At 72.2% G+C, this 26,062-nt stretch carries 25 protein-coding genes; 18 read left to right on the top strand and 7 right to left on the bottom strand.

What is annotated here, in order from left to right:
• Positions 1–16 precede the first annotated feature (16 nt).
• Entirely contained in the window at positions 17–718 is a 702-nt protein-coding gene (trhA, locus tag PV342_RS15470; RefSeq protein WP_386994226.1) for a PAQR family membrane homeostasis protein TrhA, read from the bottom strand.
• A 254-nt stretch (positions 719–972) separates the two neighbouring features.
• Here trhA and PV342_RS15465 point away from each other — a divergent pair, with 254 nt between their 5' ends.
• Complete coding sequence (locus tag PV342_RS15465; protein ID WP_386994224.1) at positions 973–2,793, top strand: phosphoenolpyruvate carboxykinase (GTP); 1,821 nt, start codon at positions 973–975, stop codon at positions 2,791–2,793.
• Positions 2,794–2,983: 190 nt separating this feature from the next.
• On the opposite strand, the gene PV342_RS15460 is transcribed toward PV342_RS15465, so the two are convergent.
• The 3 genes from PV342_RS15460 to PV342_RS15450 form a co-directional block, all read right to left on the bottom strand.
• Positions 2,984–3,385 (bottom strand): SCO4983 family protein, encoded by a 402-nt coding sequence (locus PV342_RS15460; RefSeq protein ID WP_400798846.1) that lies wholly within the window; start codon positions 3,383–3,385, stop codon positions 2,984–2,986.
• Positions 3,386–3,477: 92 nt separating this feature from the next.
• Positions 3,478–4,689 (bottom strand): pyridoxal phosphate-dependent aminotransferase, encoded by a 1,212-nt coding sequence (locus tag PV342_RS15455; protein WP_018561365.1) that lies wholly within the window; start codon positions 4,687–4,689, stop codon positions 3,478–3,480.
• A gap of 76 nt (positions 4,690–4,765) precedes the next feature.
• Positions 4,766–6,334, bottom strand: a complete 1,569-nt coding sequence (locus tag PV342_RS15450; RefSeq protein WP_500317490.1) for an N-acyl-D-amino-acid deacylase family protein — start codon at positions 6,332–6,334, stop codon at positions 4,766–4,768.
• Between the two features lie 489 nt (positions 6,335–6,823).
• On the opposite strand from PV342_RS15450, the gene PV342_RS15445 reads away from it, so the two are divergent.
• Positions 6,824–9,214: a hypothetical protein gene (locus PV342_RS15445; RefSeq protein WP_400798840.1), complete on the top strand. Its 2,391-nt coding sequence runs from the start codon at positions 6,824–6,826 to the stop codon at positions 9,212–9,214.
• Positions 9,215–9,563: 349 nt separating this feature from the next.
• On the opposite strand, the gene PV342_RS15440 is transcribed toward PV342_RS15445, so the two are convergent.
• Positions 9,564–10,814 carry an alanine racemase gene (locus tag PV342_RS15440; RefSeq protein WP_500317488.1) on the bottom strand — a complete coding sequence of 417 codons (1,251 nt, stop codon included), beginning with the start codon at positions 10,812–10,814 and terminating at the stop codon, positions 9,564–9,566.
• 125 nt (positions 10,815–10,939) lie between these two features.
• On the opposite strand from PV342_RS15440, the gene PV342_RS15435 reads away from it, so the two are divergent.
• Genes PV342_RS15435 through PV342_RS15425 form a run of 3 tightly spaced genes read left to right on the top strand, consistent with a single transcriptional unit; the run spans position 10,940 to position 13,007 of the window.
• The gene (locus PV342_RS15435) at positions 10,940–11,851 is read left to right on the top strand and encodes a sugar kinase (protein WP_500317604.1); all 912 of its coding nucleotides are present in this window, start codon (positions 10,940–10,942) and stop codon (positions 11,849–11,851) included.
• Positions 11,848–12,606 (top strand): IclR family transcriptional regulator, encoded by a 759-nt coding sequence (locus PV342_RS15430; RefSeq protein ID WP_500317487.1) that lies wholly within the window; start codon positions 11,848–11,850, stop codon positions 12,604–12,606. Before PV342_RS15435 ends, PV342_RS15430 begins: the two co-directional genes overlap by 4 nt.
• Complete coding sequence (locus PV342_RS15425) at positions 12,603–13,007, top strand: RidA family protein (protein ID WP_386994214.1); 405 nt, start codon at positions 12,603–12,605, stop codon at positions 13,005–13,007. The genes PV342_RS15430 and PV342_RS15425 overlap by 4 nt, the downstream gene beginning before the upstream one ends.
• Before the next feature lie 135 nt (positions 13,008–13,142).
• On the opposite strand, the gene PV342_RS15420 is transcribed toward PV342_RS15425, so the two are convergent.
• The gene (locus PV342_RS15420; RefSeq protein ID WP_500317484.1) at positions 13,143–14,642 is read right to left on the bottom strand and encodes a chitinase; all 1,500 of its coding nucleotides are present in this window, start codon (positions 14,640–14,642) and stop codon (positions 13,143–13,145) included.
• A 231-nt stretch (positions 14,643–14,873) separates the two neighbouring features.
• On the opposite strand from PV342_RS15420, the gene PV342_RS15415 reads away from it, so the two are divergent.
• The 12 genes from PV342_RS15415 (at position 14,874) to PV342_RS15360 (ending at position 24,849) form a co-directional block, all read left to right on the top strand.
• Complete coding sequence (locus PV342_RS15415) at positions 14,874–15,767, top strand: hypothetical protein (protein WP_392610123.1); 894 nt, start codon at positions 14,874–14,876, stop codon at positions 15,765–15,767.
• Positions 15,768–15,779: 12 nt separating this feature from the next.
• The gene (cpaB, locus tag PV342_RS15410; RefSeq protein WP_386994211.1) at positions 15,780–16,493 is read left to right on the top strand and encodes a Flp pilus assembly protein CpaB; all 714 of its coding nucleotides are present in this window, start codon (positions 15,780–15,782) and stop codon (positions 16,491–16,493) included.
• Entirely contained in the window at positions 16,490–18,055 is a 1,566-nt protein-coding gene (locus PV342_RS15405) for a CpaE/TadZ family protein (RefSeq protein ID WP_400798827.1), read from the top strand. Before cpaB ends, PV342_RS15405 begins: the two co-directional genes overlap by 4 nt.
• Complete coding sequence (locus tag PV342_RS15400; RefSeq protein ID WP_500317481.1) at positions 18,052–18,456, top strand: TadE/TadG family type IV pilus assembly protein; 405 nt, start codon at positions 18,052–18,054, stop codon at positions 18,454–18,456. Before PV342_RS15405 ends, PV342_RS15400 begins: the two co-directional genes overlap by 4 nt.
• Positions 18,453–19,790 (top strand): TadA family conjugal transfer-associated ATPase, encoded by a 1,338-nt coding sequence (locus PV342_RS15395; protein ID WP_500317479.1) that lies wholly within the window; start codon positions 18,453–18,455, stop codon positions 19,788–19,790. The genes PV342_RS15400 and PV342_RS15395 overlap by 4 nt, the downstream gene beginning before the upstream one ends.
• On the top strand, positions 19,787–20,725 hold the full coding sequence (locus PV342_RS15390) for a type II secretion system F family protein (RefSeq protein WP_500317478.1): 939 nt from the start codon (positions 19,787–19,789) through the stop codon (positions 20,723–20,725). Before PV342_RS15395 ends, PV342_RS15390 begins: the two co-directional genes overlap by 4 nt.
• A gap of 19 nt (positions 20,726–20,744) precedes the next feature.
• On the top strand, positions 20,745–21,629 hold the full coding sequence (locus PV342_RS15385; RefSeq protein WP_400799261.1) for a DUF5936 domain-containing protein: 885 nt from the start codon (positions 20,745–20,747) through the stop codon (positions 21,627–21,629).
• 279 nt (positions 21,630–21,908) lie between these two features.
• A complete protein-coding gene (locus PV342_RS15380) occupies positions 21,909–22,115 on the top strand; it encodes a hypothetical protein (RefSeq protein ID WP_449707370.1) in 207 nt (68 codons plus the stop codon).
• Positions 22,112–22,699: a pilus assembly protein TadG-related protein gene (locus PV342_RS15375; RefSeq protein WP_500317602.1), complete on the top strand. Its 588-nt coding sequence runs from the start codon at positions 22,112–22,114 to the stop codon at positions 22,697–22,699. Before PV342_RS15380 ends, PV342_RS15375 begins: the two co-directional genes overlap by 4 nt.
• 14 nt (positions 22,700–22,713) lie before the next feature.
• Positions 22,714–23,280, top strand: a complete 567-nt coding sequence (locus PV342_RS15370) for a hypothetical protein (RefSeq protein ID WP_449707369.1) — start codon at positions 22,714–22,716, stop codon at positions 23,278–23,280.
• Positions 23,281–23,283: 3 nt separating this feature from the next.
• Positions 23,284–23,937, top strand: coding sequence for an OmpA family protein (locus PV342_RS15365; protein ID WP_500317476.1), 654 nt, complete (start codon positions 23,284–23,286; stop codon positions 23,935–23,937).
• Positions 23,938–24,348: 411 nt separating this feature from the next.
• Entirely contained in the window at positions 24,349–24,849 is a 501-nt protein-coding gene (locus tag PV342_RS15360) for a DUF3592 domain-containing protein (protein ID WP_400798811.1), read from the top strand.
• Here the strand turns inward: PV342_RS15360 and PV342_RS15355 are convergent.
• Complete coding sequence (locus PV342_RS15355) at positions 24,846–25,280, bottom strand: DUF192 domain-containing protein (protein ID WP_500317475.1); 435 nt, start codon at positions 25,278–25,280, stop codon at positions 24,846–24,848. The genes PV342_RS15360 and PV342_RS15355 overlap by 4 nt on opposite strands.
• A 47-nt stretch (positions 25,281–25,327) precedes the next feature.
• Here PV342_RS15355 and PV342_RS15350 point away from each other — a divergent pair, with 47 nt between their 5' ends.
• On the top strand, positions 25,328–26,041 hold the full coding sequence (locus PV342_RS15350) for a prepilin peptidase (protein WP_500317473.1): 714 nt from the start codon (positions 25,328–25,330) through the stop codon (positions 26,039–26,041).
• The last annotated feature ends 21 nt before the right edge of the window (positions 26,042–26,062 follow it).

Here is a 26,062-nt window from a genome sequence, read left to right as displayed (position 1 = left end):
AAAGGAGCGACTGTCACTACGCGTGGTTGTAGGCGACCAGCGAGATGCCCACGTAGTGGACGATGAACGCGGCCAGCGTGAACGAGTGGAAGACCTCGTGGAAGCCGAAGAAGCGCGGTGAGGGGTTGGGGCGCTTGGTCCCGTAGACCACCGCTCCGACGCTGTACAGCAGGCCGCCCACGACGATCAGGACGAGCACGGCGACGCCGCCCTGCCGCAGGAAGTCGGGCAGGAAGAAGACCGCCGCCCAGCCCAGCGCGATGTAGCAGGGCGTGTAGAGCCAGCGCGGCGCGCCCACCCAGAAGACCCGGAAGGCGATGCCCGCCAGGGCGCCCGCCCAGACCAGCCAGAGCAGGACCTCCTGCTTGCCGTCCGGCAGCAGCAGGAGCGTGAAGGGCGTGTACGTCCCTGCGATGATCAGGAAGATGTTCGCGTGGTCCATCCGGCGCAGCACCGCCGAGGCCCGGGGGCCCCAGTCGCCGCGGTGGTAGAGCGCGCTCACGCCGAACAGCGCGCAGGCGGTGAGCGTGAACACCGCGCAGGCGATCCGCCCGCGGGTGCTCTCGGCGAAGGCGGTCAGGACGACCCCCGCGACGAGGACGGCGGGGAACATCCCGGCATGGAGCCACCCCCTCAGCTTCGGCTTCAAGGGGGCGGCGGCGGATGCGAGTTCTTCAAGGGCGGCGGGCACAACGGGAGTCTCGTCCACGGAGCTCATGAAATCAATGCTACCTACGGTTGCGTAGGTTACCGATACGTAGTAGGTGGTGTCGCCGGGCGTTGGGAGTGGCGATGCTCACCCCACGCGCCCTGGACAGATCGCGTTTCCTGTCCTGATACTCATATGAGTGCGGACGGCACCGGATGAGCATCCACGACAGCAGCATCCGGGTCGCAGCCCCCAAGGGGCCGACAACAACACCCTCGGAATCTGACGCCAGGTGAGTGCACACCGGGCGGAACGGAGCGATCGTGGCGCGCGTCAAAGCGGCTCCCACCAATCACCAGGACCTGATCGCATGGGTCGGCGAGATCGCCGAGCTGACCCAGCCGGACGAGATCGTGTGGTGCGACGGCTCCGAGGAGGAGTACCAGCGCCTCGCGGACGGGCTCGTCTCGAAGGGCACCTTCAAGAAGCTCGACCCGATCAAGCGCCCCAATTCGTACTACGCCGCCTCCGACCCGACCGACGTCGCTCGTGTCGAGGACCGCACCTTCATCTGCTCCGAGCAGGAGCAGGACGCCGGCCCGACCAACCACTGGAAGGCCCCCGCCGAGATGCGGGAGATCTTCAGCGGCGAGAAGGGGCTGTTCCGCGGCTCCATGCGCGGCCGCACCATGTACGTCGTCCCGTTCTGCATGGGCCCGCTCGGCTCCGAGCTGTCCGCGATCGGCGTGGAGATCACCGACTCCGCGTACGTCGCCACCGCCATGCGGACCATGACGCGCATGGGCCAGGACGTGCTCGACGAGCTCGGCGAGGACGGCTTCTTCGTCAAGGCCGTGCACTCCGTCGGCGCCCCGCTGGAGCCCGGCCAGGAGGACGTCCCGTGGCCGTGCAACTCCACCAAGTACATCTCGCACTTCCCGGAGAGCCGTGAGATCTGGTCCTACGGCTCCGGCTACGGCGGCAACGCCCTGCTCGGCAAGAAGTGCTACGCCCTGCGCATAGCCTCGGTCATGGCCCGTGACGAGGGCTGGCTGGCCGAGCACATGCTCGTCCTCAAGCTCACCCCGCCGCGCGGTGGGGCCGAGGCCGTCAAGTACGTCGCCGCCGCCTTCCCGAGCGCCTGCGGCAAGACCAACCTCGCCATGCTGGAGCCGACCATCCCCGGCTGGACCGTGGAGACCATCGGCGACGACATCGCCTGGATGCGCTTCGGCGCGGACGGCCGCCTCTACGCGATCAACCCCGAGGCGGGCTTCTTCGGCGTCGCGCCGGGCACCGGCGAGCACACCAACGCCAACGCCATGAAGACCCTGTGGGGCAACTCCGTCTTCACCAACGTCGCCCTCACCGACGACAACGACGTCTGGTGGGAGGGCATGACCGAGGAGCTTCCGGCCCACCTCACGGACTGGAAGGGGAATTCCTGGACGCCGGAGTCCGGGACCCCGGCCGCCCACCCCAACGCCCGCTTCACCGTCCCCGCCGCGCAGTGCCCGACGATCGCGCCGGAGTGGGAGGACCCCAAGGGCGTGCCGATCTCGGCCATCCTCTTCGGCGGCCGCCGCGCCTCCGCGGTGCCGCTGGTGACCGAGTCCTTCGACTGGCAGCACGGTGTCTTCCTCGGCGCCAACGTCGCCTCCGAGAAGACCGCCGCCGCCGAGGGCAAGGTCGGCGAGCTGCGCCGCGACCCCTTCGCGATGCTGCCCTTCTGCGGCTACAACATGGGCGACTACTTCGGCCACTGGGTGGAGCTCGGCCAGAAGCACGACGCCGACAAGCTCCCGAAGATCTACTACGTGAACTGGTTCCGCAAGGACGCGGACGGCCGGTTCGTGTGGCCCGGCTTCGGCGAGAACAGCCGCGTGCTGAAGTGGATCGTCGAGCGACTCAACGGCCAGGCCGAGGGCGTCGAGACCCCGATCGGCATCCTGCCGGCCGAGGGCTCCCTGGACACCGACGGCCTGGACATCTCGCAGGAGGACCTCGACCTGCTGCTCTCCGTCGACGTCGAGACCTGGCGGCACGAGGCCTCGCTCATCCCGTCCCACCTGGAGACCTTCGGCGACCACACGCCGAAGGAGCTGTGGGACGAGTACCGGGCCCTGGTCGAGCGCCTGGGCTAGCCTTCGCCGGAATCCGGGCGGCCCGGCCCTCCCCGCGTGTGCGGCGCGGGCGGGCGGTCCGGTGGGGGGCCTGGCCCGGCCGCGGGGGTCCCCGACCCTGACCGTCGCCCCGCGGGCGGACCGAGCCGACCCTCACACCGAGGGCCGGGGCCGGAGGCGACGACCTCCGGTCCCGGCCCTCGGGCGGTTCCTAGGCGGCTGCGGTGTGGACCGCGATGTGGCGCTCGGCGAGCGCCGCGGCCTCCGCGTTCTGGCGTGACTCGGCGACCACCAGGGCCCGGCCGGCGAGCGCGCGCGCCCTACGGTGCAGGGCCGCCACCCGGGCCGCCTCCGCGTGCCCCCGTCCGGCCGGAGCCGTCGAGAGCCGCAGCGGGGGATGCCCGTGGTGCAGACCCGCCACGGCCTCGGCGAGCTGCTCCGCGGCACGGTCGAGCTCGGGGCAGGGCTCCAGCGCCCGCAGCTCGTCGGTGACGGTCAGCAGTGCGGCGAGGTGTCCGGCAAGCTGGAAGTCCAGCTCCTCGTCACGACTCCGACGCGGAAGGGTGGGCGCCACCGCCGTATGGACCGATTTGGTGCGGATCGGTTCGTACATGGATGCACTCCTCCTGCAAACAGGAGTACATCCTACCTTGGACTCAGTCTAAGGAGGGAGTGTTTCGAGCCATCGGGACGACCGGCGCCCGGTTACGGCTGCCCGTAACCGTCCAGGAAGCGCGCGATCCGGCCCACGGCGTCCGCCAGATCCTCCTTCGCGGGCAGCGTGACCAGGCGGAAGTGATCCGGCTCCGGCCAGTTGAAGCCGGTGCCCTGCACCACCAGGATCCGCTCCGCCCGCAGCAGGTCCAGCACCATCTGCTGGTCGTCCTTGACCTTGTAGACCTTCGGGTCCAGCCGGGGGAACGCGTACAGCGCGCCCTTGGGCCGCACGCAGGTCACCCCCGGGATCTGCGTCAGCAGGTCGTACGCCACGTCCCGCTGCTCGGCCAGCCGGCCGCCCGGCAGCACCAGGTCCTTGATCGACTGCCGGCCGCCCAGGGCGGTGGCCACCGCGTGCTGTGCCGGGACGTTCGCGCACAGGCGCATGTTCGCCAGGATCGTCAGGCCCTCGAGGTAGCTGGTCGCGTGCTCCTTCGGGCCGCACACCGCGAGCCAGCCGCTGCGGTAGCCGGCCACCCGGTACGCCTTCGACAGCCCGTTGAAGGTGAGCGTCAGCAGGTCGGGGGCGATCGCCGCGGTCGGGGTGTGGGTCACGTCGTCGTAGAGGATCTTGTCGTAGATCTCGTCCGAGCAGACGATCAGGTTGTGCCGGCGGGCGATGTCGGTCAGCTGCCGCAGCAGCTCGTCGTCGTAGACCGCGCCCGTGGGGTTGTTCGGGTTGATGATCACCAGCGCCTTGGTGCGGTCGGTGATCTTGCGCTCGATGTCGGCGAGGTCGGGGAACCAGTCCGCCTGCTCGTCGCAGCGGTAGTGCACCGGGGTGCCGCCCGACAGCGACACGGCGGCCGTCCACAGCGGGTAGTCGGGCGCCGGGATCAGCACCTCGTCGCCGTCGTCCAGCAGCGCCTGCATCGACATCTGGATCAGCTCGGAGACGCCGTTGCCGAGGTAGACGTCCTCGACGTCCAGCTCGATGCCCTTGGTCTGGTAGTGCTGCATGACCGCCCGCCGAGCCGGGAGGATGCCCTTGGAGTCGCCGTAGCCGTGCGCGCCGCCGAGGGAGCGCAGCATGTCCTCCAGGATCTCCGGGGGGCACTCGAAACCGAAGGCGGCGGGGTTGCCGGTGTTCAGCTTCAGGATGCGGTGACCTGCCGCCTCCAGCCGCATGGCCTCCTCCAGCACCGGGCCGCGGATGTCGTAGCAGACGTTGGAGAGCTTCGTGGACTGGATCACCTGCATGTCCGCGAGCTTACGGCCACGTACCGGGGACCGCCCCGTGTTCTTGGCCACGTATGCGCCGAAAGGTGAAGTGGCGCTACCTTCGCCGCCCTTTCTCGTTGCGCACGGAACGACCGGCCAGGACGTCCGTCCGGCGGCCGTCCTCGATGACGAACCGCCCGTCGACGAGTACGTGCGGGATGCCGGTGGGCGGTGTGCGCGGCGCCTCGTACGTCGCGCCCGCGGCGACCGTCCCCGGGTCGAAGAGCACCAGGTCCGCGCGGTGGCCCACGCGGACCAGGCCGCGGTCGGACAGCCCCAGCCGGGCCGCGGGGCGGCCGGTGAGGTGCGCGACGCACTCCTCCAGCCCGAGCACGCCGAGCTCGCGCACATAGCGGCCGAGGTAGTGCGGGAAGGTGCCGTACGCCCGGGGGTGCGGCTTGTCCCCGACGAGCAGGCCGTCGCTGCCGCCGGTGTGGGCGCGGTGGCGCATGATCGCCCGGACGTTCTCCTCGTGGCCGACGTGCTGCAGGACCGTCGTGCCCAGGCGGTCCTCCAGCAGCAGTCGGCGCGCCGTCGCGAAGTCCGCCAGCCGGCGCCCCACATGGCCCGCCAGGGCGGGCTCGCACACCCCGGAGACCTCCAGCGTCCGCCACTCCACGGGCACGCCGTGGCAGCCGTCCGAGCCCACCACCTCCATCGCGTGCCGGATGCGCTCGGCCTGCGCGTCGTCCCGGAGCCGGGCGAGGGTCGCCTCCGGACCGCCCTCCGTCGCCCAGCTCGGCAGGGTCGACGCGAGCGTCGTGCAGCCCGGCAGGTAGGGATACGTGTCGAGGGTGATGTCCGCCCCCGCGGCGAGCGCCTCGTCCAGCAGCGCGAGCAGCTCGGGGGCGCGGCCCGCGTTCACGCCGAAGTTCATCGTGGCGTGCGCCAGGTGCAGGGCGCAGCCCGCCTCCCGGGTCACCGCGATCATCTCCGCGTAGGCCTCCAGCGCGCCGGCGCCGTAACTGCGGTGGTGCGGGCAGTAGTAGCCGCCGTGGGCCGCCACGACCCGGCACAACTCGGTCAGTTCGGCGTCCGAGGCGTACATCCCCGGGGTGTACGTCAGCCCGGACGACATCCCCACGGCGCCCTGCGCCAGCCCCTCGGCGACCAGTTCCCTCATCCGGTCCAGCTCCGCCGGGGTCGCCGGGCGGTCCTCCCACCCGACGGCCAGCATCCGCACGGTGCCCTGCGGGACCAGGTAAGCGGCGTTGACGGCGATGCCCCGGTCCAGGCGGTCCAGGTACTCGCCGACGGTGCGCCAGTCGTACTCCAGGCCCTGGGGGTCGCCGTTCCACCCCGCGATCTGGCGGCGCAGCTCGGCCAGCGTGCGGTCGTCCACGGGGGCGTACGACAGCCCGTCCTGGCCCAGCACCTCCAGGGTCACGCCCTGCGCCGCCTTCGCCTCGTGCGCGGGGTCCGTGAGCAGGGCCAGGTCGCTGTGGGCGTGCATGTCGATGAACCCGGGGGCGAGCACGAGCCCGCGGGCGTCCAGGGTGCGGCGTGCGCCGCGTACCGTGCCGATCTCCGTGATGCGGCCGCGCTCGATGCGGACGTCCGCCGGGTACGCCGTGGTCGTCCCGGTCCCGTCCACGACGGTCGCGCCGCGAATCGCCAAGTCCATGCGGGCCTTCCCTCTGCCGGTCGGTCTGTGTCGCGGCCGGTTGTCGGGGCACCGACGAAATGCGCCGGCCCCGCATGCCGGAGTAGCCAGTCGCACATCAAAATCACTTCCCCGCACCCCGGGTCACACCTGCGCCAACGCGGGTCTCCCGGAGCTGAATTCCGCGGGCCGCACCCACGACCCGCCACTGCGGACCAGGCCGGCTCTTGAACGAGGCCCCGCGGTGGGTTCGTCGACAGCGCGGTCTTAGGGTGTCCGCCGGCGGGTTCGCATCGGACGAGCTCGAGGGACAGCAGGGGGAGGACGCAGATGGCGTCAACCGTACGGGCGGGTCGCAGAAGACACGGAACATCCCGCGTGGTGAGGCTGGCAGTCCTGGCGGGCGCTGTGGCCACGGCATCGGCTCTGGTTGTCTCGGGCGTCGGCGCCGAGTCGGCGGCGGGGTCCGAATCCGCTCAGGGCCGTGGAGGGGTCGGCACGGTCGCGCAGATGAAGGACGCCCGGGACGTCGCCCGGCTGGCGACGGGGGAGCGGGTGGAACTGGTCGACGGTAAGTATCTCGACATCGCGCAGCGAAACGGGCAGGACGCGGGGCACTACGCCATCACTTCGACGGACGGCTCAATCGGCGTCCGCCCGATGGGCCGACAGCGGCCCACCGCCGGGACGCGGATGCGCGTCGACGCGACGCCGGCAGTCGCGCCCATGGCGGCGGTCCAGGCGACGACGTACTCGGTGAAGTTCTCCATCACCAATGCGGACGTCACGACCAAGTCGATCGCTCTGTGGAACCGTTCCACCTGGGCCGCGGTACCGGTGGACGACGACGGCTACGGCCCGGACGCCACCGCCAAGCTCGCGCCGGGCAGCTACTTCGCCGTCGCACTGCACTCCGACTACGGGCAGCCCAGTTACCTCCTCACCCGTGCGTTCACCGTGACGACCTCCGGTCTGACGGTGAAACTCGACCAGAAGCTGGCCAAGGAGACGGCCATCAGGACCGACGACACCACCGCCGCCCGCGACGCGGCCGCGGTGTGGATCTCGGTCCCCGGCGGCAACCTGGCGGGCTTCGCCGGCCGCGGTATGGACAAGGTCTACACCACGCCCTTCTCGGTCACCGGGGCTTCCCTGCGCGTTCACGAGGTGCTGACCGAGAAGGGGTCCTCCGCCTCCGCCCCCAGCCCGTACCGGTACGACCTGACGCACTCCTTCGACAACACCGTCCCCTCTTCGCCGATCGCGTCGGTACGACAGGCGAGTCTCGCCAAGGCCACCACCCCGATCCGCGCCCAGGGCGTCGCCATGCGGGCGTATCTGCAGACCGTGCCGCAGACCGGCGAATGGACCGGCGTCTTCATCGGCGACTGGGTGAAGACCGGCGCGACCACCACCGAATACGTCACCCCGGGCATCTCGTACTCGCGCCTGGTCGACTACGGCACCGGCGACCACTCCCTTTCGCTGCCCGACCGCACCCTGGCCGCCGGCACCACCACGGCCGGACCCACCGTGGGTGCGGCCCCCTTCGGCCCCGGCCCAGCGGGCAACCGCTCCACCCGCAGCTCCACGAAGATGAGCCTGACCGAGTCGGCGACCCTGAGCGACGCGGCCGGCAACCCCGGCACCGACGGCCGCTCGATGTCCTCCTACCGGCTCACCTCCGGTGGGCAGACCCTCGCGTCGGCCGACGGCCTGTCGCCGTATTCCGGGCTGTCCGCCACCGTTCCGAGCACCACCGCCACCTACCAGCTGACACACACCGTCACGCGCAGGACCGGTTACTCACGCCTGTCGACGCTGGTACGCAACGAATGGACGTTCACCTCCACGGGCAGCAGCACCTCCCGCGCGCTGCCCCTGATCGACACGTCCTTCGCCGTATCCGCACTGAACGCCCGCAACGCGGCCGGCACCGCCCCCGTGACCGTGGACGTCACAGCCGCGACCCGCGACTCCGAGGCGGTGGAGACCGTCACCGCCCTGGAGTACTCCACGGATGACGGCACCACCTGGACCCAGCTCCCGCTCACCACCACCGACACCGGCACCGCCGCGACTCTGACTGTCCCGATCACCGCGGCATACGTCTCGCTGCGCGCCACGGCCGTCAACGACGAAGGCGGCAGCGTCCGGCGCACCGTGATCCGCGCCTTCGGCGGACCGGGAATTCAGGGCGACGAGCAGGTCGGCACGACGAAGATCTCGAACCTGGTCGTCAACGGCGGGAAGCCGGTGGTTCTCACCACCGACGAGCTCCAGGAGTTCAAGGCGACCTTCACCGCCACCGATCCCTCCGGCATCGCCGAAGGCGACCTGTTCCTGTACCACGGCTCATACGGCGCACCTGACGGCGTACTCCTCGGAACCTGGCCCGCGACCTGCACCGCGCAGTCCGCCACCACCTCGATCTGTGAGACGCAGCTGGCTTACGTTTGGCCGCGTTCCACCCTGGGGTTCAACTCTCTCGCGGGCACCTGGAAGGTCGCCGCCTGGGCATGGTCGAAGGACGGCACCAGCCACACCGACCTGCATGCTGCCGAAAGCGTCCTCGTGCAGCGCCACTCCAAGCTCACGGTGAACGCTTCTCCTGAGCCGATCGCCAAGGGCAAGACGCTCACGGTCACCGGGACCTTGACCCAGGCGAACTGGCAGTCGGACACGAAGGCCTACGTGGGCTACGGCAGCCAGTCGGTGAAGCTGCAGTTCCGTAAGAAGGGCACGACCACCTACACGACCGTCAAGACGGTCATGTCGTTCGCTGGAGCGCTGAAGACCACCGTCACCGCCTCCACCGACGGCTACTGGCGCTTCAGCTTCGCCGGAACGACCACCACCCCGGCGGTCTCCGCAGCCGGCGACTACGTCGACGTGCAATAGCGAGCAGCCCCCCGACCGTGCGCGGACGCTGTTGGTCAACCCGCCCCGCCGGATCTCATCCGGCGGGGCGGAGTGCTGCGAAGATGTGACGCGGGTGCGGGCGAGGGGTCTGCCGATGAGCCGGTCATCGAGCCGGGCGAGGCGGACCACTGCGGTATGACACGTCTCCCCGAGGACGCCCGGGCCCGCCGGTGTGGGGTGACGCTGGAGCCCGTCTCGTCGGTACTCCTCGGCGTGTGCGGGTTGTTGCGCCTGCGGCGGACATCCCCCACCCACCCGCCCTCCCCCAACCTTCGGCCGGGGACGCCCCCAACTCCCCGGCCCCCTCCGTATGCGTGGGCGATTGCCGTCAGAAGAACGTGCGGACGAAGTCCGTGACGACGCCGCCCTCGCCCACGACAGGCACAAGCTGCCACTTGTCGAACGCCGTGCACGGATGCGACACCCCCAGCCCCACCCAGTCGCCGACCGCCAGGTCCCCCGCCCCGGGGGCGACCTCCACGAACGCGTGCTGGTCGGCCAGCCTGGTGACCGTGAGCCCGGCCGCCGGGACGGCGGAACCGTCGGCGCGGCGTACGACCTGCGGCACCGGCAGGTCGAGGTCGTACGGCGCGTCGCGCTTGCCCGCGTTGAGGAGGGCGAGCCCCGGCTCGGGCCGGGAGAGCACCTGGGTCCACAACCGGAACGCGGGTTCGAGCGAGCCCTCCGAGGGGATGCGGTCGCGGAACGGCGTCAGATCGCGGTAGTGGACGTCGTCGTGGGTGACGTACGCCCCGGACCGCAGAAGCCCCAGCACCGGCAGGGACAGGTCCCCGAGCGTGCCGAACGCGTCCGCCACCGCGTCGAACCACTCGCTGCCGCCCGCGCTCACCACGATCTCCCCGGCTTCGGCGAACCGCCCGGCCGCGTCGAAGTCCCGGGCGAGCGCGACCAGTTCATCGAGCCAGCCGCGCGGGTCCGGGGCCGCCGCCTCGTAGCCCGCGACGCCTACGAGGCGCAGGTGCCGCGCCGCGCCGACCGCGTCGGCGACGCGCGCCGCCTCCGCGGAGCCGCGCACGCCGGTGCGGCCTCCCTCCGCGCCGAGTTCGACGACGACGTCCACGACGGCCGTGAGGGCCGCGTCCATCAGCTCCACCCCGCGCACGGAGTCCACGTAGCAGACGAAGCGGAACTCCGGGTCGCCCGCGAGCTCGCCGGACAGCCAGCGCAGCGCCGCCGCGTCGACGAGCTCGTTGGCGAGGAAGACGCGCCGCACGCCGAACGCCCGGTAGACCCGCACCTGGTGCGGGGTCGCGGCGGTGATGCCCCACGCGCCGTGGGCGAGCTGGCGGGCGAAGAGCTGCGGGGCCATGGAGGTCTTGCCGTGCGGGGCGAAGGCGAGGCCGTGCCTGCCGGCCCAGTCGGCGAGCTGGGCGAGGTTGTGTTCCAGGGCGGGCTCGGAGAGCGTGAGCAGCGGCGTGGTGAAGCCGCCGTCGAAGACGGTGCGGCGCTGGGCGGCCAGTTCGCCGACGGTCAGGCCGTCGGCGTCCGGCGGGAGTCCCTTGAAACGGTGGTCCACCCGCTCCCGGTGCAGCTCGTCGATGCCCGTGACCTGGTCCATCCCGCCTCCGTCCGGAGCTGTTGCAGTATGTGCAACGGCCGTTGCGTGCTGTGTTTCCCGCTGTCTAACATCCCGGCCAGCACCGGGTCAACGGTGCGCGGAGAGGAGCGGATGTGACCGGCACCATGGCCGTGGACGTCGTGTGCGTGGGCGAGTCCATGATCACCTTCGTTCCCTCCGCGCCCGGGCAGCGCCTCGCCGACGCGGCCGTCTTCGACCGCGGGACGGGCGGCGCGGAGTCCAACGTCGCCTGCGCGCTGGCCCGTCTGGGCCATGCCGTGCGCTGGATCAGCCGGGTGGGCGCCGACCCGTTCGGGGACCATCTGGTGACGGCGATCGCCGCGGCCGGCGTCGACGTCTCGGAGGTGCGCCGCGACCCCGGCCGCCCCACCGGGGTCTACTTCCGCACCGGCGACGGCGAGGTCGCCTACTACCGGTCCGGTTCGGCCGCCACCGCCATGGACCCGGGGAACGTCGACCGGCGCGACGCCTGGGCCGGCCGGGTGCTGCACCTGTCCGGCATCACCCCGGCCCTCTCCCAGGGGTGCGCGGACCTCGTCCACGGGCTCACCGCCCCCGGGCCGGACCGCCCGCTGGTCTCCTTCGACGTCAACCACCGTCCCGCCCTATGGCGTTCGGCCGACCCCGGACGGCTCGCCGTCCTCGCCGCCCGCTGCGACCTCGTCCTGGTCGGCGAGGACGAGGCCGCGGCCGCGTGGGGCCTGCCGGACGCCGACGCCGTGCGCGAGGCCCTGCCGGAGCCGGCCGTCCTCGTCGTCAAGCAGGGCGCGCGCGGTGCCACCGCGTACGAGGGCGGCGCGGACGGGGTGTTCGTGCCCGCGCCGGACACACCCGTCGTCGACCTCGTCGGGGCCGGTGACGCCTTCGCCGCGGGCTTCCTGTCGGCGACGCTGCGCGCGCTCCCGCTGCGGGACCGGCTCGCCCGGGGCCACGCCCTGGCCGCCGCGGTGATCGGGGTGCGGGGCGACTCGCTCGCCGCCCTCGGCGAGGAGGCATGGGGGAGACTGCGCGCATGAGCCAGACCGTGGACCGCGCACTGCGCATCCTGCCCCTGCTCGCGGAGGGGCCCGCCAACCTCGAACAGGTCGCCACCCGCCTGGACGTGCACAAGTCCACCGCGCTGCGCCTGCTGCGCACCCTGCACGAGCACGGCATGGTCTACCGCCAGGACGACCAGCGCTACCGCCTCGGCGCCCGGCTGTTCGCGCTCGCCCAGGAGGCGATGGAGAACCTGGACGTCCGCGGTATCGCCCACCCCCACCTCGTGGCCCTCAACGAGCTGACCGGGCACACCGTCCACCTCGCGGTGTACGAGGAGGGCGAGGTGGTCTACATCGACAAGGTGGAGAGCCGCTACGCGGTGCGCATGTACTCGAGGATCGGCAAGCCCGTCGCCATCACCGTGGCCGCCGTGGCGAAACTGCTCCTGGCCGACCTGCCCGAGGCGGAGCGGCGCGCGGTCGCGCGGAGCCTGGAGTACCCGCGCTACACCGCGCGTTCGATCACCGACCCCGCCGCCCACCTCGCCGAACTCGCCCGGGTCCGCGAGCAGGGCTGGGCGAGCGACCTCGGCGGCCACGAGGAGTCCATCAACTGCGTCGCCGCGCCGATCCGCGGAGCCGACGGGCGCGTCGCCGCCGCCTGCTCCATCTCCGCCCCCAATGTGGTCGTCAGCGCCGAGGAGTTGCTGAAGCTGTGTCCGCAGGTCCAGCGCACCGCGGAGGCCATCAGCCGCGAGTACTCCGGAAGACCGAGCGAAGGAACCAGATGAGCGAGAAGACCGCGATCACCCCGGCCGGCCACACCACCCCGCCGGCGAGGTTCTCCCACGGCGTCCGCAAGGGCGGCATCCTGCAGGTGGCCGGCCAGGTCGGCTTCGGCCCCGCCGTGCCGGGGCAGGCACCCGCACCGGTGGGGCCGGGTCTGCGGGAGCAGACCCTGCAGACCCTCGCCAACGTGCAGGCGGTGCTGGAGGAGGGCGGCTCCTCGTGGGAGGACGTCGTCATGGTCCGGGTCTACCTCACCGACACCGCGCACTTCCCCGAGTTCAACGCCCTCTTCGACGAGTTCTTCGCCGGCCTGAAGGGCGCCCCCGCCGCCCGTACGACGGTCTACGTCGGTCTGCCCGCCGGGCTGCTCGTCGAGATCGACGCGCTCGCCGTCCTGGACTGACCTCCCGCCGTTCCTCGTCATCCAGGCGCGGCCGCAGCCATTCGCCGCCGGCCTGGCGGCGGCCGGCGGGACACCGCACCCCGGGGGGACGGGACCTCTCCCGGGGGTGCGGTGCGTCGGTGACGGTCCCGCCGGTTACGGCAGCCCGTGTACGTGGGGGCCGACGGTGTTCGAGAAGGCGTTGCCGTTCGTCGCGTCCCAGTTGGTGGACCAGGTCATCGCGCCGCGCAGCCCCGGCCAGGTCGTCGGGGGCTTGAAGGAACCGCAGTTGGTGCCCTTGGTGAGGCAGTCCAGGGCGTTGTCGACCACGGCCGGCGACACGTAGCCGCTGCCGGCCGCCCGGGTCGAGGCGGGCAGGCCGATGCCCACCTGGGAGGGGGCGAGGCCGCTCTGCAACTGGATGCAGGCCAGCGCCGTGATGAAGTCGACCGTGCCCTGCGCGTACACCTTGCCGTCGCAGCCGTTCATGGTGCCGCTGTTGTAGTACTGGGTGTTGACGACGGTCAGGATGTCCTTGATGTTCAGCGCGGTCTGGAAGTAGCCGAAGGAGGTCGACTGCATGTCGATGGTCTGCGGGGCCATCGTGATGACCAGCCCGGAGCCGGCCTTGGCCGAAAGGGAGCGCAGCGCCTGCGTCATGTAGGTCGCGTTGATCCCGTTCTCCAGGTCGATGTCGACGCCGTCGAAGCCGTACGTCTGCATCAGCGAGTAGACGCTGCTGGCGAAGTTGTTCGCCGAGGCGGAGTCGCTGACGCTGATCGTGCCGTTCTGGCCGCCGACCGAGACGACGACCTTCTTGCCGGCCGCCTTCTTCGCCGCGACGTCCGCCTTGAACTGGCTGACCGAGTAGTTCAGCGCCGGGTCGAGGGTGAAGGAGACCGCGCCCGGCGTGGTCGTGGCGTCGGCGAACGCCACCGCGATGATGTCGTACTGGCCCGGCACCTGGGCGATGGTCTGGACGGCCGCGCCGTTGTCGAAGTTCTGCCAGTAGCCGGTCAGTGCGTGCTTGGGCAGCGAGCCGCCGCCGGTGGGCGTGGGTGTCGGTGTGGGTGTGGGTGTCGGAGTCGGCGTCGGGGTGGGGTCCGTCGGGGTCGGGGTCGGGGTGGGCGTCGCGGTGCCGGGCGCGCCCAGCAGGCTCACGTCGTCGGCGAGGAAGGCGGGCTGGGCGTACCAGCCGTGCACGTAGACCGTGACCGAGGTGGTGGTCGCTCCGGTGGTGAAGCCGGTGGACAACTGCTGGTACGAGGACGCCGACGGAGTCCAGGTGGAGACCTCGGCCATCCCGCTGCCGGTCGCGCCGAGGTAGACGTAACTGCCCTGGACGAAGGCGCTCAGCCGGTACGTGGAGCCCGGCCGGACGCTGATCGTCTGCGAGCAGCGGGCGTTGTCCGAGGAGGACGGGGTGGCCTGCAGGGCCTTTCCGCCGCCGTGCACCGGGCCGCTCACGGCCGCGCCGCTGGAGGCGGTGCAGGTCCAGCCGGACAGGCCGCTCTCGAAACCGCCGTTGGTCACGAGGTCGGGGTCCGCGGCACTGGCACTGCCGGACGTGGCGATGAGCCCCGCCACCGCGAGGGCGGCGGCGCCGACGGCCGCCGCGGCTCTGAGGGCGGTGCTCCGTGGGCGTGCGTGTTCCACTACTGCCTCCTGGGGGCGAGGAGTTGGGCGGGTACGCGAGTGGCCACTCTTGTGTGGACGCAGTTTGGTCCAGACCAATCCTGTGGTCAATACCTCTGCCGGCGTGCGTAGTCCCGCGTCCCGCGGGTACCACCGACTTCATCAACTGTTCGGCGACTTTCCGCACTGCTCCGGCTACGCAGGGATAAGCTCTCCGGGCAGGGACTGGGCGGGAGTTCCGGGAGGTCGCGGGTGTCGAGCGTCATAGCGGTCACGGCGGACGATCTCGCGCTCCCGCTGGAGCAGCACGTGATGCGCACCGCCGCGGCCCTGGAGGCCCACGGCCACCTCGTCGTACTCGTCCCGCCGGAGCCCACCGATCCCTTGCGCCGCCGCGTCCACACCGTGCGCGCGGCCCTGGAGGCGGACCGGGTGGCGATCGTCCCGGTCGACCTGCCGCCGCTGGCCGCCCTGCTTCTGGCCGAGCAGCTGCGCCAGCTCGCCGCCACCGACCTCGGGCCCGGTGTGCTCGCCGGTGCCGCCCGGCTGCTGTCGCACTACCTCCACTCCGGCGCCCTGCTCGGCTCGGTCTCCCGGCTCGACCGGGTGGACGTGCCCGTCGGCGCCCACCTGAAGTCCCTGGTGCCCGGCCGCCACTTCGCCGTCCTCGCGCACCCCGAACCGCACCTGTCCGAGGCCCGGGCCGACGCCGTGCCGGCCGGGCCGGCGTTCCTGACCCAGCTCGCCGTCGCCCACGGCCACGGCGTCGACGCCGGCTGGGTCACCGGGCCGCTGGCCCGCGCCTGGCGGAGCCTGCACGTGCGGGAGGTGCCGCTGCCGGCGGACTCCGCGCGCTGGTGGGGCACCGGCAGGCTCGTCGAGTTCACCGCCTACATCGCCGACGTGGGCGTGCTGTACCAACTGGTCACCTCGGTCCGCCGGGACACCTGCGGCTGGTGCGGGCTGGCCGTCATCGGCGACCGCTGCCTGTTCTGCTCGGCCACGGTGGACGGGCAGCAGCGCGTCCGGCCTCCCGAGCGGCCGCGTCAGGTCGTGCACCCCGGCCCCCGCGCGCCCTCCCTGGCGCCCAGGGCGTCCCCGGCCCCGCAGGTATCCCCCCACCAGCACTCGGCACTTGAGCGATAGGGCCCCACCTCTATGAACTCACGTCAGCGTCGCGGCGTCGTCCTCCTCGTGGTCTCCGCGCTGTGCGCGCTCGCCGCGTTCGCCGGGGTCGTCAGCATCATCGGGGACGCCCGCTCCCAGGTCGGGCCGAAGGTGACCGCGTACCGGCTGGCCGCGGACGTGCCCGCGTACGAGGCCGTCGGCCGCGGCCAACTGCAGGCGGTCCGGATACCCGAGCGGTGGCTGCCCGCCACCGCCGTCCGCGACCTCGGCCGGCTGGACGGCAAGATAGCCGCCGTCCCGCTGCACCGCGGCTCCCTGCTGCAGACGGACATGGTCGCCGAACGGCCCGCGCTGCGGGCCGGGCAGATGGAGATCGCGATCATGATCGACGCGGAGACCGGCGTCGCCGGGAAGATCACCCCGGGGGCGAGGGTCAACATCTTCGCCACCTTCGCACCGCGCAGGGACACCGACCCCGAGGTCTCGAAGATCATCGTCGCGGGCGCCCGGGTCATCGACGTCGGCGAGATCAAGGCCTTCGACACCGGGGCCGACAACCGCCGCGTCAGCAGCCAGGGAGTCCCCATCACCTTCGCCCTCGACGCCGCGGACGCCCAGCGGGTCGCCTTCGCCGAGTCCTTCGCCCGGCACGTACGCCTCGCCCTCGTCGCCCCGGGGGACGCGACCGCCCCCGCCGAACGGGACCGCACCTACACCCTCGCCCGCGACGGAGCCGCCTCGTGACCGGCGTACGCATCCTGTCGGGCACCCCCGACCCCGACACCGCCCGGGCCCTGACCGGCGTGCTCCACCAGTTGCCGGGAGCCGAACCAGGGCCGGCCGTCCCGGACTCCACCACGCTGCTGGACGTCCTCGCGCGCGCCGCCGAGACCGGGATCGACGAACTGCCCGAGGTCGTCGTCGTCCACGACCGCATCACACCGGTGCCCGCGCTCGAGGTCATCCGCGAGATCGCGCTCCGCTTCCCCGCGGTCGGCGTCATCCTGCTCACCGCCGACCCGAGCCCGGCCGTCCTGTCCGGCGCCATGGACGCCGGGGCGCGCGGCGTCGCCGGGGTGCCGCTGTCCTACGAGGAACTCGGCACCCGCGTCGAGGCGGCCGCCGCCTGGGCGGCCGGCGTACGCCGCCACCTCAGCCCCCAGCAGCCCGCACTGCCCGCCGTGCCCGGGGGCAGGCTGGTCGCCGTGGCCGGAGCGAAGGGCGGGGTCGGCACCACCGTCGTCGCCGTCCAGCTCGCCCTCGCCGCGCAGGCCGCCGGCAAGTCCACCGCCCTGGTCGACCTCGACCTGCAGGGCGGCGACGTCGCCTCCTACCTCGACGTCCAGTTCCGCCGCTCCGTCGCCGACCTCGCGGACATCGCCGACGTGACCACCCGCGTGCTGCAGGACGCCATGTACGCCCACGAGTCCGGGCCCGCGCTGCTGCTCGCGCCCGGCGAGGGGGAACGCGGCGAGGAGGTCACCGACCGCGCCGCCCGGCACGTACTGCACGCGCTGCGGCAGCGGTACGAGGTCGTGGTCGTCGACTGCGGCACCCAGATGACCGGCGCGAACGCGGTCGCCGTCGAGACCGCGGACACCGCGCTGCTGGTCACCACGCCCGACGTGGTCGCCGTGCGGGCCGCCAAGCGCATGGTGCGGATGTGGGACCGGCTGCAGATCCGCAAGCCCCAGGACGTCGTCGCCGCCGTCAACCGACACACCCGCGGCAGCGAGATACAGCCCTCGCTGATCGCCCGGATCACCGGCACCCGGATCGCCTCCGCCGTGGTCCCCGCCGCCTTCCGGGAACTGCAGTCGGTGGTGGACGCCGGACGGCTCCAGGACCTCGACAACCGCTCCACCGTCAAACAGGGCGTGTGGACGCTCGCCGCGGAGATCGGCCTCACGGGGCCCGGGCAGGCCGTGCCGGCCCGCCGCGGCCGCCGCGGGCGCGGCGAACAGGGCCAGGTCACCCTGGAGACGCTCGGCATGACACCGCTGATCCTGCTGGTGCTCGTCCTGGTCTGGCAGGCGGTGCTGACCGGGTACACCTTCACCCTGGCCGGCCACGCCGCCGACCGGGCCGCCCGCGCGGCGGCGGTCGGCGAGGACGCCCGGGCGGCGGCCGCCGAGGACCTGCCGGGCGCCTGGCGGATCGCGGACTTCGGCACCACCGGGGCCGACGGCATGGTCGGGGTCACCGTGGGCCTGAAGGTCCCCGTCCTCTTCCCCGGCGCGATCGACTTCCCGCTGACCGTCCACGGCCACGCCTCGGCCGTCGACGAAGAGGCGGTCACACCGTGACGGCCCGCGCCCGCCGCGCCCGCGCCCGCCGCCGGCGCGACCGGGGCAGCGCCTCCCTGGAGTTCCTGGGGATGCTGCCGATCCTGCTGCTGATCGCCCTCGCGGGCGTGCAGCTGGGCCTCGCCGCCTACACCGCGGCCCAGGCCGGCACGGCCGCCCGCGCCGCCGCGCGCATGGCCGCGCTGCACGACCCTCCCGTGAGCGGCCCCGTCGCGGGCACGGAGGCGGTGAGCTCCTGGCTGCAGGACGGTACGCAGGTCAGCACCACCGGCGACACGGGGGACTCCGTGCAGGCGACGGCGACCGTGGAGATCCCGTCGGTGCTCCCGGGCCTCAGCCCGGGCTCCGTCACCCGGACCGCCACGATGCCCAGGGAGGACGACGAAGGGGCCGACGAATGAGCCTGCGCGACCGCATCGCCGCGAACGAGGACACCGCCCCGCAGACGCAGGAGGGCCACCTCGTCGCCGTCTACCGGGCCAAGCTCCTCCAGGAGATCGACCTCGCCGAGATGTCGGCGCTCGCCGCCGCCGAGCGCCGGGTGCGCCTGGAACGCGTCCTCGGCCACATCATCAGCCGCGAAGGCCCGGTGCTCTCCACCAAGGAGCGCACCGGCGTCATCCGCCGTGTCGTGGACGAGGCCCTGGGCCTGGGCATCCTCGAACCGCTGCTGGAGGACGCCTCCATCACCGAGATCATGGTCAACGGCCCGGACCGCATCTACATCGAGCGCGCCGGCCGGGTGGAGCCCGTCGCCGCCCGGTTCAGCAGCCCCGAACAGCTGCTGCAGACCATCGAACGGATCGTGTCGACCGTCAACCGCCGGGTGGACGAGTCGAATCCGATGGTGGACGCCCGGCTGCCCTCCGGCGAGCGCGTCAACGTCATCATCCCGCCGCTGTCGCTGACCGGCCCCGTCCTCACCATCCGCCGCTTCCCGCGCGCGTACACCCTGCACGAGCTGATCGGCCTCGGCACCCTCGACGAGCACATGCTGATGCTGCTCTCCGCGCTCGTGCGGGCCAAGTTCAACATCATCGTCAGCGGCGGCACCGGCTCGGGCAAGACCACGCTGCTCAACTCGCTGTCCGGGCTCATCCCGGACGGCGAGCGCATCATCACCGTCGAGGACGCCGCCGAACTCCAGCTCCAGCAGGAGCACGTCGTACGTCTGGAGAGCCGGCCGCCCAACGTCGAGGGGCAGGGTCGGATCACCATCCGCGACCTCGTGCGGAACTCGCTGCGCATGCGCCCCGACCGGATCATCGTCGGCGAGGTCCGCGGCGGCGAGACCCTCGACATGCTGCAGGCCATGTCGACCGGCCACGACGGCTCGCTGGCGACGGTGCACGCCAACTCCGCCGAGGACGCGGTGCTCAGGCTGCAGACGCTGGCCTCCATGTCGGAGGTGAAGATCCCCTTCGAGGCGCTGCGCGACCAGATCAACAGCGCCGTCGACGTCATCGTCCAGCTGCGCCGCGACGTCGACGGCACCCGCCGGATCGCCGAGATCGCCGTGCTGTCCTCACGCGGCCGCGACACCTTCCGGCTGACCACCGCGAGCCGCTTCCGCGCCGAGCCGATGGGGCCCGACCGGATCGTGCGGGGGTGGTTCCACCACCAGCCCGTACCGCGGGAACTGGCCGAGCGCTTCCACCTGGCGGGCGAGTCCGTCCCGGCGGCGTTCGGGATCGGCGAGACGGAACTGGAGCTGTCGAGCAGGGAGGCGAAGTGAACACGCCAACGATGGCCCTGGCCGTGCTCGGCGTGACCGGCCTCGCGCTGGTGCTGGGCGTCTGGGGCCTGCACGCCTGGAGAGGCGGACGTGTCGACCGCGCCGCGCTCGTCGACCGGCTGGCCGACGTCCCGGCCGCGGAGCGGCATGCGGTGCCCTTCGCCGGCCTCGACCGGCGGGTCCGGCGCACCGACTGGGGCCGGCGGCTGGCCGCGCGGCTCGCCGCCACCGGCACCGGCCTGACGCCGGGACAGTTCACCGCGGCCGCCGTCGGCGTCGTCGGCGGCGCCTGGCTGGTCGCCGACATCGTGCTGGCGCCCTTCTTCGGGCCGATCGCCGGGCTCCTGGCGGCCTGGGCGGTCAGCTCCTTCCTCGGGTGGCGGCGACGGGTGCGCACCGAGCGCTTCATCGCCCAGTTGCCCGAACTCGCCCGCGTCCTGGCCAACGCCACCCAGGCCGGGCTGGCGCTGCGCACCGCCGTCGGCATGGCCGCCGAGGAACTGGAGGCCCCGGCCGGCGAGGAACTGCGGAAGGTCGCCGACGCCATGACGCTCGGGCACTCCATCGAGGACGCCATGGCAGAACTGCAGGAGCGGCTGCCCAGCCGGGAACTGGTGGTGCTGGTCACCACGCTGGTCCTGTCCTCCCGGGCCGGCGGCTCGGTGGTGGAGTCACTGCGCAACCTCACGGTGACGCTGGAGGAGCGCAAGGAGACCCGGCGCGAGGTCCGCACCCAGATGTCCCAGGTCACGGTCACCGCGTACGCCGTCCCCGTCATCGGCATCGGGTCGCTGCTGCTGCTCGACCGGATCATGCCCGGCTCCCTGGGCGCGATGACCGGCTCCGGGGCCGGGCGGATCGCCGTCCTCGTCGCCCTGGGCCTCTACGTCGTCGGCTTCGCGCTCATCCGCCGCATGTCGCGGATCGACGTGTGAGGGGGGTGGAGGAACGTTGATCGCCGTCGTGCTGGCCGCCGTCGCCGCCCTCGGAGCCGTGGGCGTCTGCTACGGCATCGGCCTCTACCGCTCCGAGGTCAAACTGCCCGGCGACCTCCAACTGGCCCTGGAGGTCGGACGGACCCGCACCACCAAGGTCGGCAACGCCGTCGACCGCCTCGGGATGCGCTGGGCGCCCCTGGTGCTGCGCCTCATGGGCCCCGCCCGGGTCAACCGGATCCGCACCCGCATCGACCACGCCGGGCACCCCTACGGCCTCACCGTCGACCGCTACGCCGCCCGGCGCGCCGTCTACGGCGCCCTCGGAGCCCTGGCGGCCCTGGTGCTCCTCCAGGCCGGCCACTGGTTCGCCGCCCTGCTGATGGTCGCCTACGGCCTCGGCTGGACGGACCTCGGCATCCGGCTCGCGGTCCGCAGACGACGCGACGAGATCGAGCGCACGCTCCCGGACTTCCTCGACGTCCTCGCGGTGGTGGTGAGCGCCGGCCTCGGCTTCCGCCAGGCCCTCGAACGCGTGGCCTCCGTCTACAAGGGGCCCTGGAGCGACGAGATCCGCATCGCCCTGCGCCAGATGGACGTCGGCGTCAGCCGCCGCGACGCCTTCGACCAGCTGCGCAGGCGCAACGGCAGCGAACAGGTCGGGCAGTTCGTCACCGCCCTGCAGCAGGGCGAGGAGCTGGGCGCACCCATCGCCCGCACGCTGCTCCAGATCGCCACGGACATGCGCCGCACCGAGGCCCAGAACGCCCGCCGCCGCGCGGCCCGCACCGTGCCGCGCGCGACCGGTGTGGTCACCACGCTCCTCGTCCCCGCGACGATGATCCTGCTGATGACGGGCACGATCCTCGGGTCGCGCATCAACTTCGGCGACCTGCTGGGGTGATGGGGGTGACGGGGTGGTGAACGCATTCTCGGTGCGGGTGGTGGGTAGTGACGGGAGCCGTCATATTGGGTGCGGAGCCCAGGGTTGCGGTGTACATTTGCAGTCGCAACCACATTTGCACCTGCAATCAGGCACGAATCGCAGCGGGTTGACCCGATGGGAGGCGGTGCGCCGTGGACCTCACCGGCACCGCGACCGCCCGCGGCGATAGCCAGACCCCGGCCGACGCAAGGGGCGCGGCCGGCGCACGTCTCGTGACTACGGTTTGGGGCACGGAAGATGAGCAGGTGGGTTGTGAAGCGACTGACCGCGCTGCGCACGCGTGTGCGCGTCCGCGGCGACTCGGGGCAGACGTCGTTCGAGTACCTGGGCATCGCGGTGGTGATCGCGGTCATCATCGGTGTGCTGGCGGGAACGACGGACATAGGCGACGCCGTGCTCGAGGGAATCCTCGACAAGATCTCGGACATCGTCGACGCCGGCTGACCGGGCGGGGGCGCGGCGATGGAGGCCAGACCCTCGGGCTCTACATCGTGGCCGTCGGCGCCCTGTTCTTCCTGGCGTTCGCGTATTTCGCGGTCGGGCAGGCCTCATCGGTGAGGAACACGGCGCAGACCGCGGCCGACGCCTCGGCCCTCGCGGCCGCACGGGAGGTTCGCGACAGCGTCAGGGAGTCATTCCTCGATGCCCTCGAGGCGAGAGACCTTGAGCGGCTGGCGGACCTGCTGGCCCTTGACGGGATGACCGCCGACGGCGCCTGCGGCGCTGCAGCGGACTACGCGGCGCGGAACGGGGCGGTCGTCGACGAGTGCGACGTGGGTGGTCCGGACAGTGCCACGGTTGCCCTTCACTCTTCGGGCACTGTCGGGAGGTCCGTCGTGCCGGGCACCGAATCGATGCACGCGAACGCCACCGCGACGGCGGTCGTCGAGAGCCGCTGCGACGTCGATGACGAGAGCGGCGACGCGATCACGTTCATCTGCGACGGAGACCGGTTCGCCGTGGATCCGACGGCCGACGACTTCGACCTGAAACTGGCGGAGTTCTACTCCGTCCATCTCAGTGAGTGAGGAACGGGGGACCGATGCGAATCCGGAAGCATGGCCCGGCCGCAGTCACCGTTGCCGTGGCCCTCGCCGCGGTTCTGGCGGGCTGCGGTGGCGGAGGCGACGAGGGCAAGGGCGAGGCCTCACCGTCCGCGAAGACAAGTACGTCGGGGAAGTCGAGTCCGACGGCGTCCGACGCGCCGACGCAGGTACTCGCCCAGATGAAGGGCGCGAAGGACATCACCGTCACGATCAGCGAGGCGACCCGGGATCCGGGCGGTTTCGTCACGGTGAAGGGTTCGATCACCAACAACGGTGACGATACGTTCAACGCCGCCACGTGGCGAGGCGACGAGCTTGCGGTTGCCAAGTCCGGAGCGTCCGTGGCCGGTGCCGTGTTGGTCGACTCGGTCGGAAAGAAACGCTACTACGTGCTGCGCGACACTGACGGCATCTGCCTTTGTACGACCAAGCTGATCGGCATCCGGCCCGAGGAGACGAGGCCGTTCTTCGCCCAGTTCCCGGCACCGCCGGAAGGCACCACCGAGATGGAGTTCCAGCTGCCGACGATGCCCCCGGCCAAGATCACGATCGCGGAGGGGTGAACCGTGCACCGTCCCCGTCCGCACACCCGCCCCGGCGTCGCGGTCGTGCTCGGCCTCGCGCTCGTGCTCACGCCGCTCACCGCCGCGAGCGCGCGGGCGGACGACGACCCGACGGCGCAGCCCACCCCGTCCGCGCCCGTGAAGGTGGACGCGGACGACGAGGACCTGCAACTGCCCGAGGGGGCGACGCTGGCACCGCCGAAGGTGCTGGACATCGTCTCCGTGACCGACGCGTCGTCCTCCGAGAACGCTTCCGCCGACGACGGCGAGGAGCGGCACGAGGAGTCGAATTCGTCCGTCACCTACGCCCTCCAGTCGGACGTCCTGTTCGGCAAGGACAGCGCCAAGCTGAACGCTGCGGCGACCGACCGGCTCAAGGCCATCGCGGCCGACATCGACGCCAAGGGCGTCACGCAGCCGATCCGTGTCTTCGGCTTCACGGACGACCTGGGGTCGTACGAGCACGGCAAGGTGCTGTCCAAGAAGCGGGCTGACGCCGTCTACAAGATCCTCGCGGAGGAGCTGGGCTCGCTCGGCAGCTCCGGCCACGCCTTCCAGGTGCGCGGGTACAGCGAGGACTACCCGATCGCGGACAACTCCACCGAGGCGGGTCGCAAGCAGAACCGCCGCGTGGAGATCACGTTCCGTCCCTCGTAGCGCGCCGGGCCGCGGTCAACAGAACGGCTCACCTACACGGGTGGGGCCCGGTGACGGGGTCCTTGATTTCCGCGCCGAGGAGCCGGTGCGTTCCGTGACGGAGCGTGTGCGGTGCGGATGTGACGTGAGGGGGCGAGTCATGCCATTCGCGGCCATTCGGACTAATCACCCGCCGTTCGCGCAACTTCTTCGGGGGAACCTTCACATCTCCCTCATGACCTTGGACCGGGAGAGCGGTTCCGGCGCGGTACCTTGGAAACCCCCCCTCGGGCCGGTCCGCTCTCCCCCCCTGCGGACCGGCCCGTCTTCTTTGCCCCCCGCGCCCCGCTCCGGCGGGAACCGCCCGGGCGTGCCGGGTGTCTCCGTACGACGACGGGGGCGTGCGCCCCCTCGCAGTGACGGGGGATGCCGATGGACGCTGCGATACCGGTGGTCTTCACCTTGGTGGCCGTGCTGATCACGCTCGTACCGCTGGCGATCGCGGTACGCGCCGGCCACCGCCTGCTGTGGATCCGGCGGGCCGTGCACGGCGGGTCGCGCGCCGAGGGGCGTTGCGTGCGGGTGTACACGACCGTGGGCTCGACGAGCGAGGGCCCGGCCCGCTCACGGCAGCACTTCGTCTTCGAGTTCCGCACCGCCGACGGCCGCGACGTGCGCTTCGAGGACCCGGGCGCGCCCAGCACGACGATCGAGGGCGATCGCCTGACGGTCGCCTATGTCCCCGGGGCGCCGGAGCGGGCGCTGGTCGTCCCGGCCGGCTACCGGGTGCCGTACGGCCAACTCGCGCTGACGCTCGCGTTCCTGGGGCTCTTCGTCGCCGTGGGCATCGTGCTGGTCGTGGGTGGTGTGCAGTTCGCCGACGCCTTCGGCGGCGTCTCCGACCCGAACGACTTCGGGGGCGAGGGCTTCTAGGCCCCGAACCGGTGTCCGCCCGCCCCGTCCCGCCCCGCCTGCTTCTCCACGGTCACCTCCGTACCCGGCACCAGGCCCCAGGCCGCCATCGCGCCGGCCTCCGCCTCCAGCACGTGACGGGCCCGCAGCCGCGGGCGGCCGAGCCGGCCCGGCGGCATGGTGCGGACGGCGAGCACCCGCAGCCGGCGGTCGAGGTAGGCCACGTCGATGGCGAAGCGCATGCCCAGGGTGTGCACGCTCGCCGCGGGAGTGAGCAGCAGCGCCCCGGCGATGCCCGTACGGCCCAGCAGCCCCCGGGTGCGGGCCCGGTAGGAGGCCGCGATCTCCAGCGGTATCCCCGCGCCGTCCGCCCGCCCCGCGCCGTCCGTGGCCCCGTCCGTGGCCCCGGCGAGACGCAGAAGCGCGGTCCCGTCGCGGCGGAGGTCACCCATGCGGCTCACGTCCCTTCGCGTGGTGCGCCCGTGTACGGTCGGGCGCGATGCATGTCTATCCGATCGCCGCGGCCGTCGTGTGGGGAACCGTCACGGGGCTCGCCCTGCCGCGCGCGGCGTACCGCCTGTCCGTCGCGCCGGAGCGGCCCCGGCTGGACCGGTGCCCGGCGGACCTGCCCTATCCGGGCGGATGGCGCGGCTGGGCGGGGCCGGTGCGCAACGCGGGGCATCCGGCGTCCGGTTGGCGCTCCGCGCTGCTCACCGCCGTGGTCTGCGCGGCGGTGGCGGCGGCGACCGGGCCGCGGCCCGAGCTGACGGTGTGGCTGCTGCTCGTCCCGCTCGGAGTGCTGCTCGCCCGCGTCGACCTGACGGTGCTGCGGCTCCCGGACGTGCTGACACTGCCCTCCGCCGCGGGGACGGCCGCGCTGCTCGGGGCGGCCGCACTGCTCCCGGGCCACGAGGGCTCCTGGCCCCGGGCGCTGCTGGGGGCGGCCGCGCTGGGCCTGTTCTACCTCGCCCTGCACCTGGTCAACCCGGACGGCATGGGCTTCGGCGACGTCAAACTCGCCCCCACCGCGGGCCTGGTCCTCGCCTGGTACGGCTGGGGGACGCTCGCCGTCGGCACCTTCGCTGCCTTCGCGCTGGGCGCGGTCACGGGCCTGGTGCTGCTGGCGGCCCGCCGCGCGGGGCGCCGGACGCCGCTGCCCTTCGGGCCGTTCATCCTGGCCGGCGCCCTGGCCGGACCGCTGCTGCCGTCCTGACCAGGGCGCCCGCCGACGTCA

The organism is Streptomyces sp. PA03-3a (genome assembly GCF_033792735.1).
In the GTDB taxonomy this organism is placed as follows: Bacteria; Actinomycetota; Actinomycetes; order Streptomycetales; family Streptomycetaceae; genus Actinacidiphila.
The sequence above is the reverse complement of the archived record's forward strand: the minus strand, read 5'-3'. Positions and strand labels throughout refer to the sequence as shown.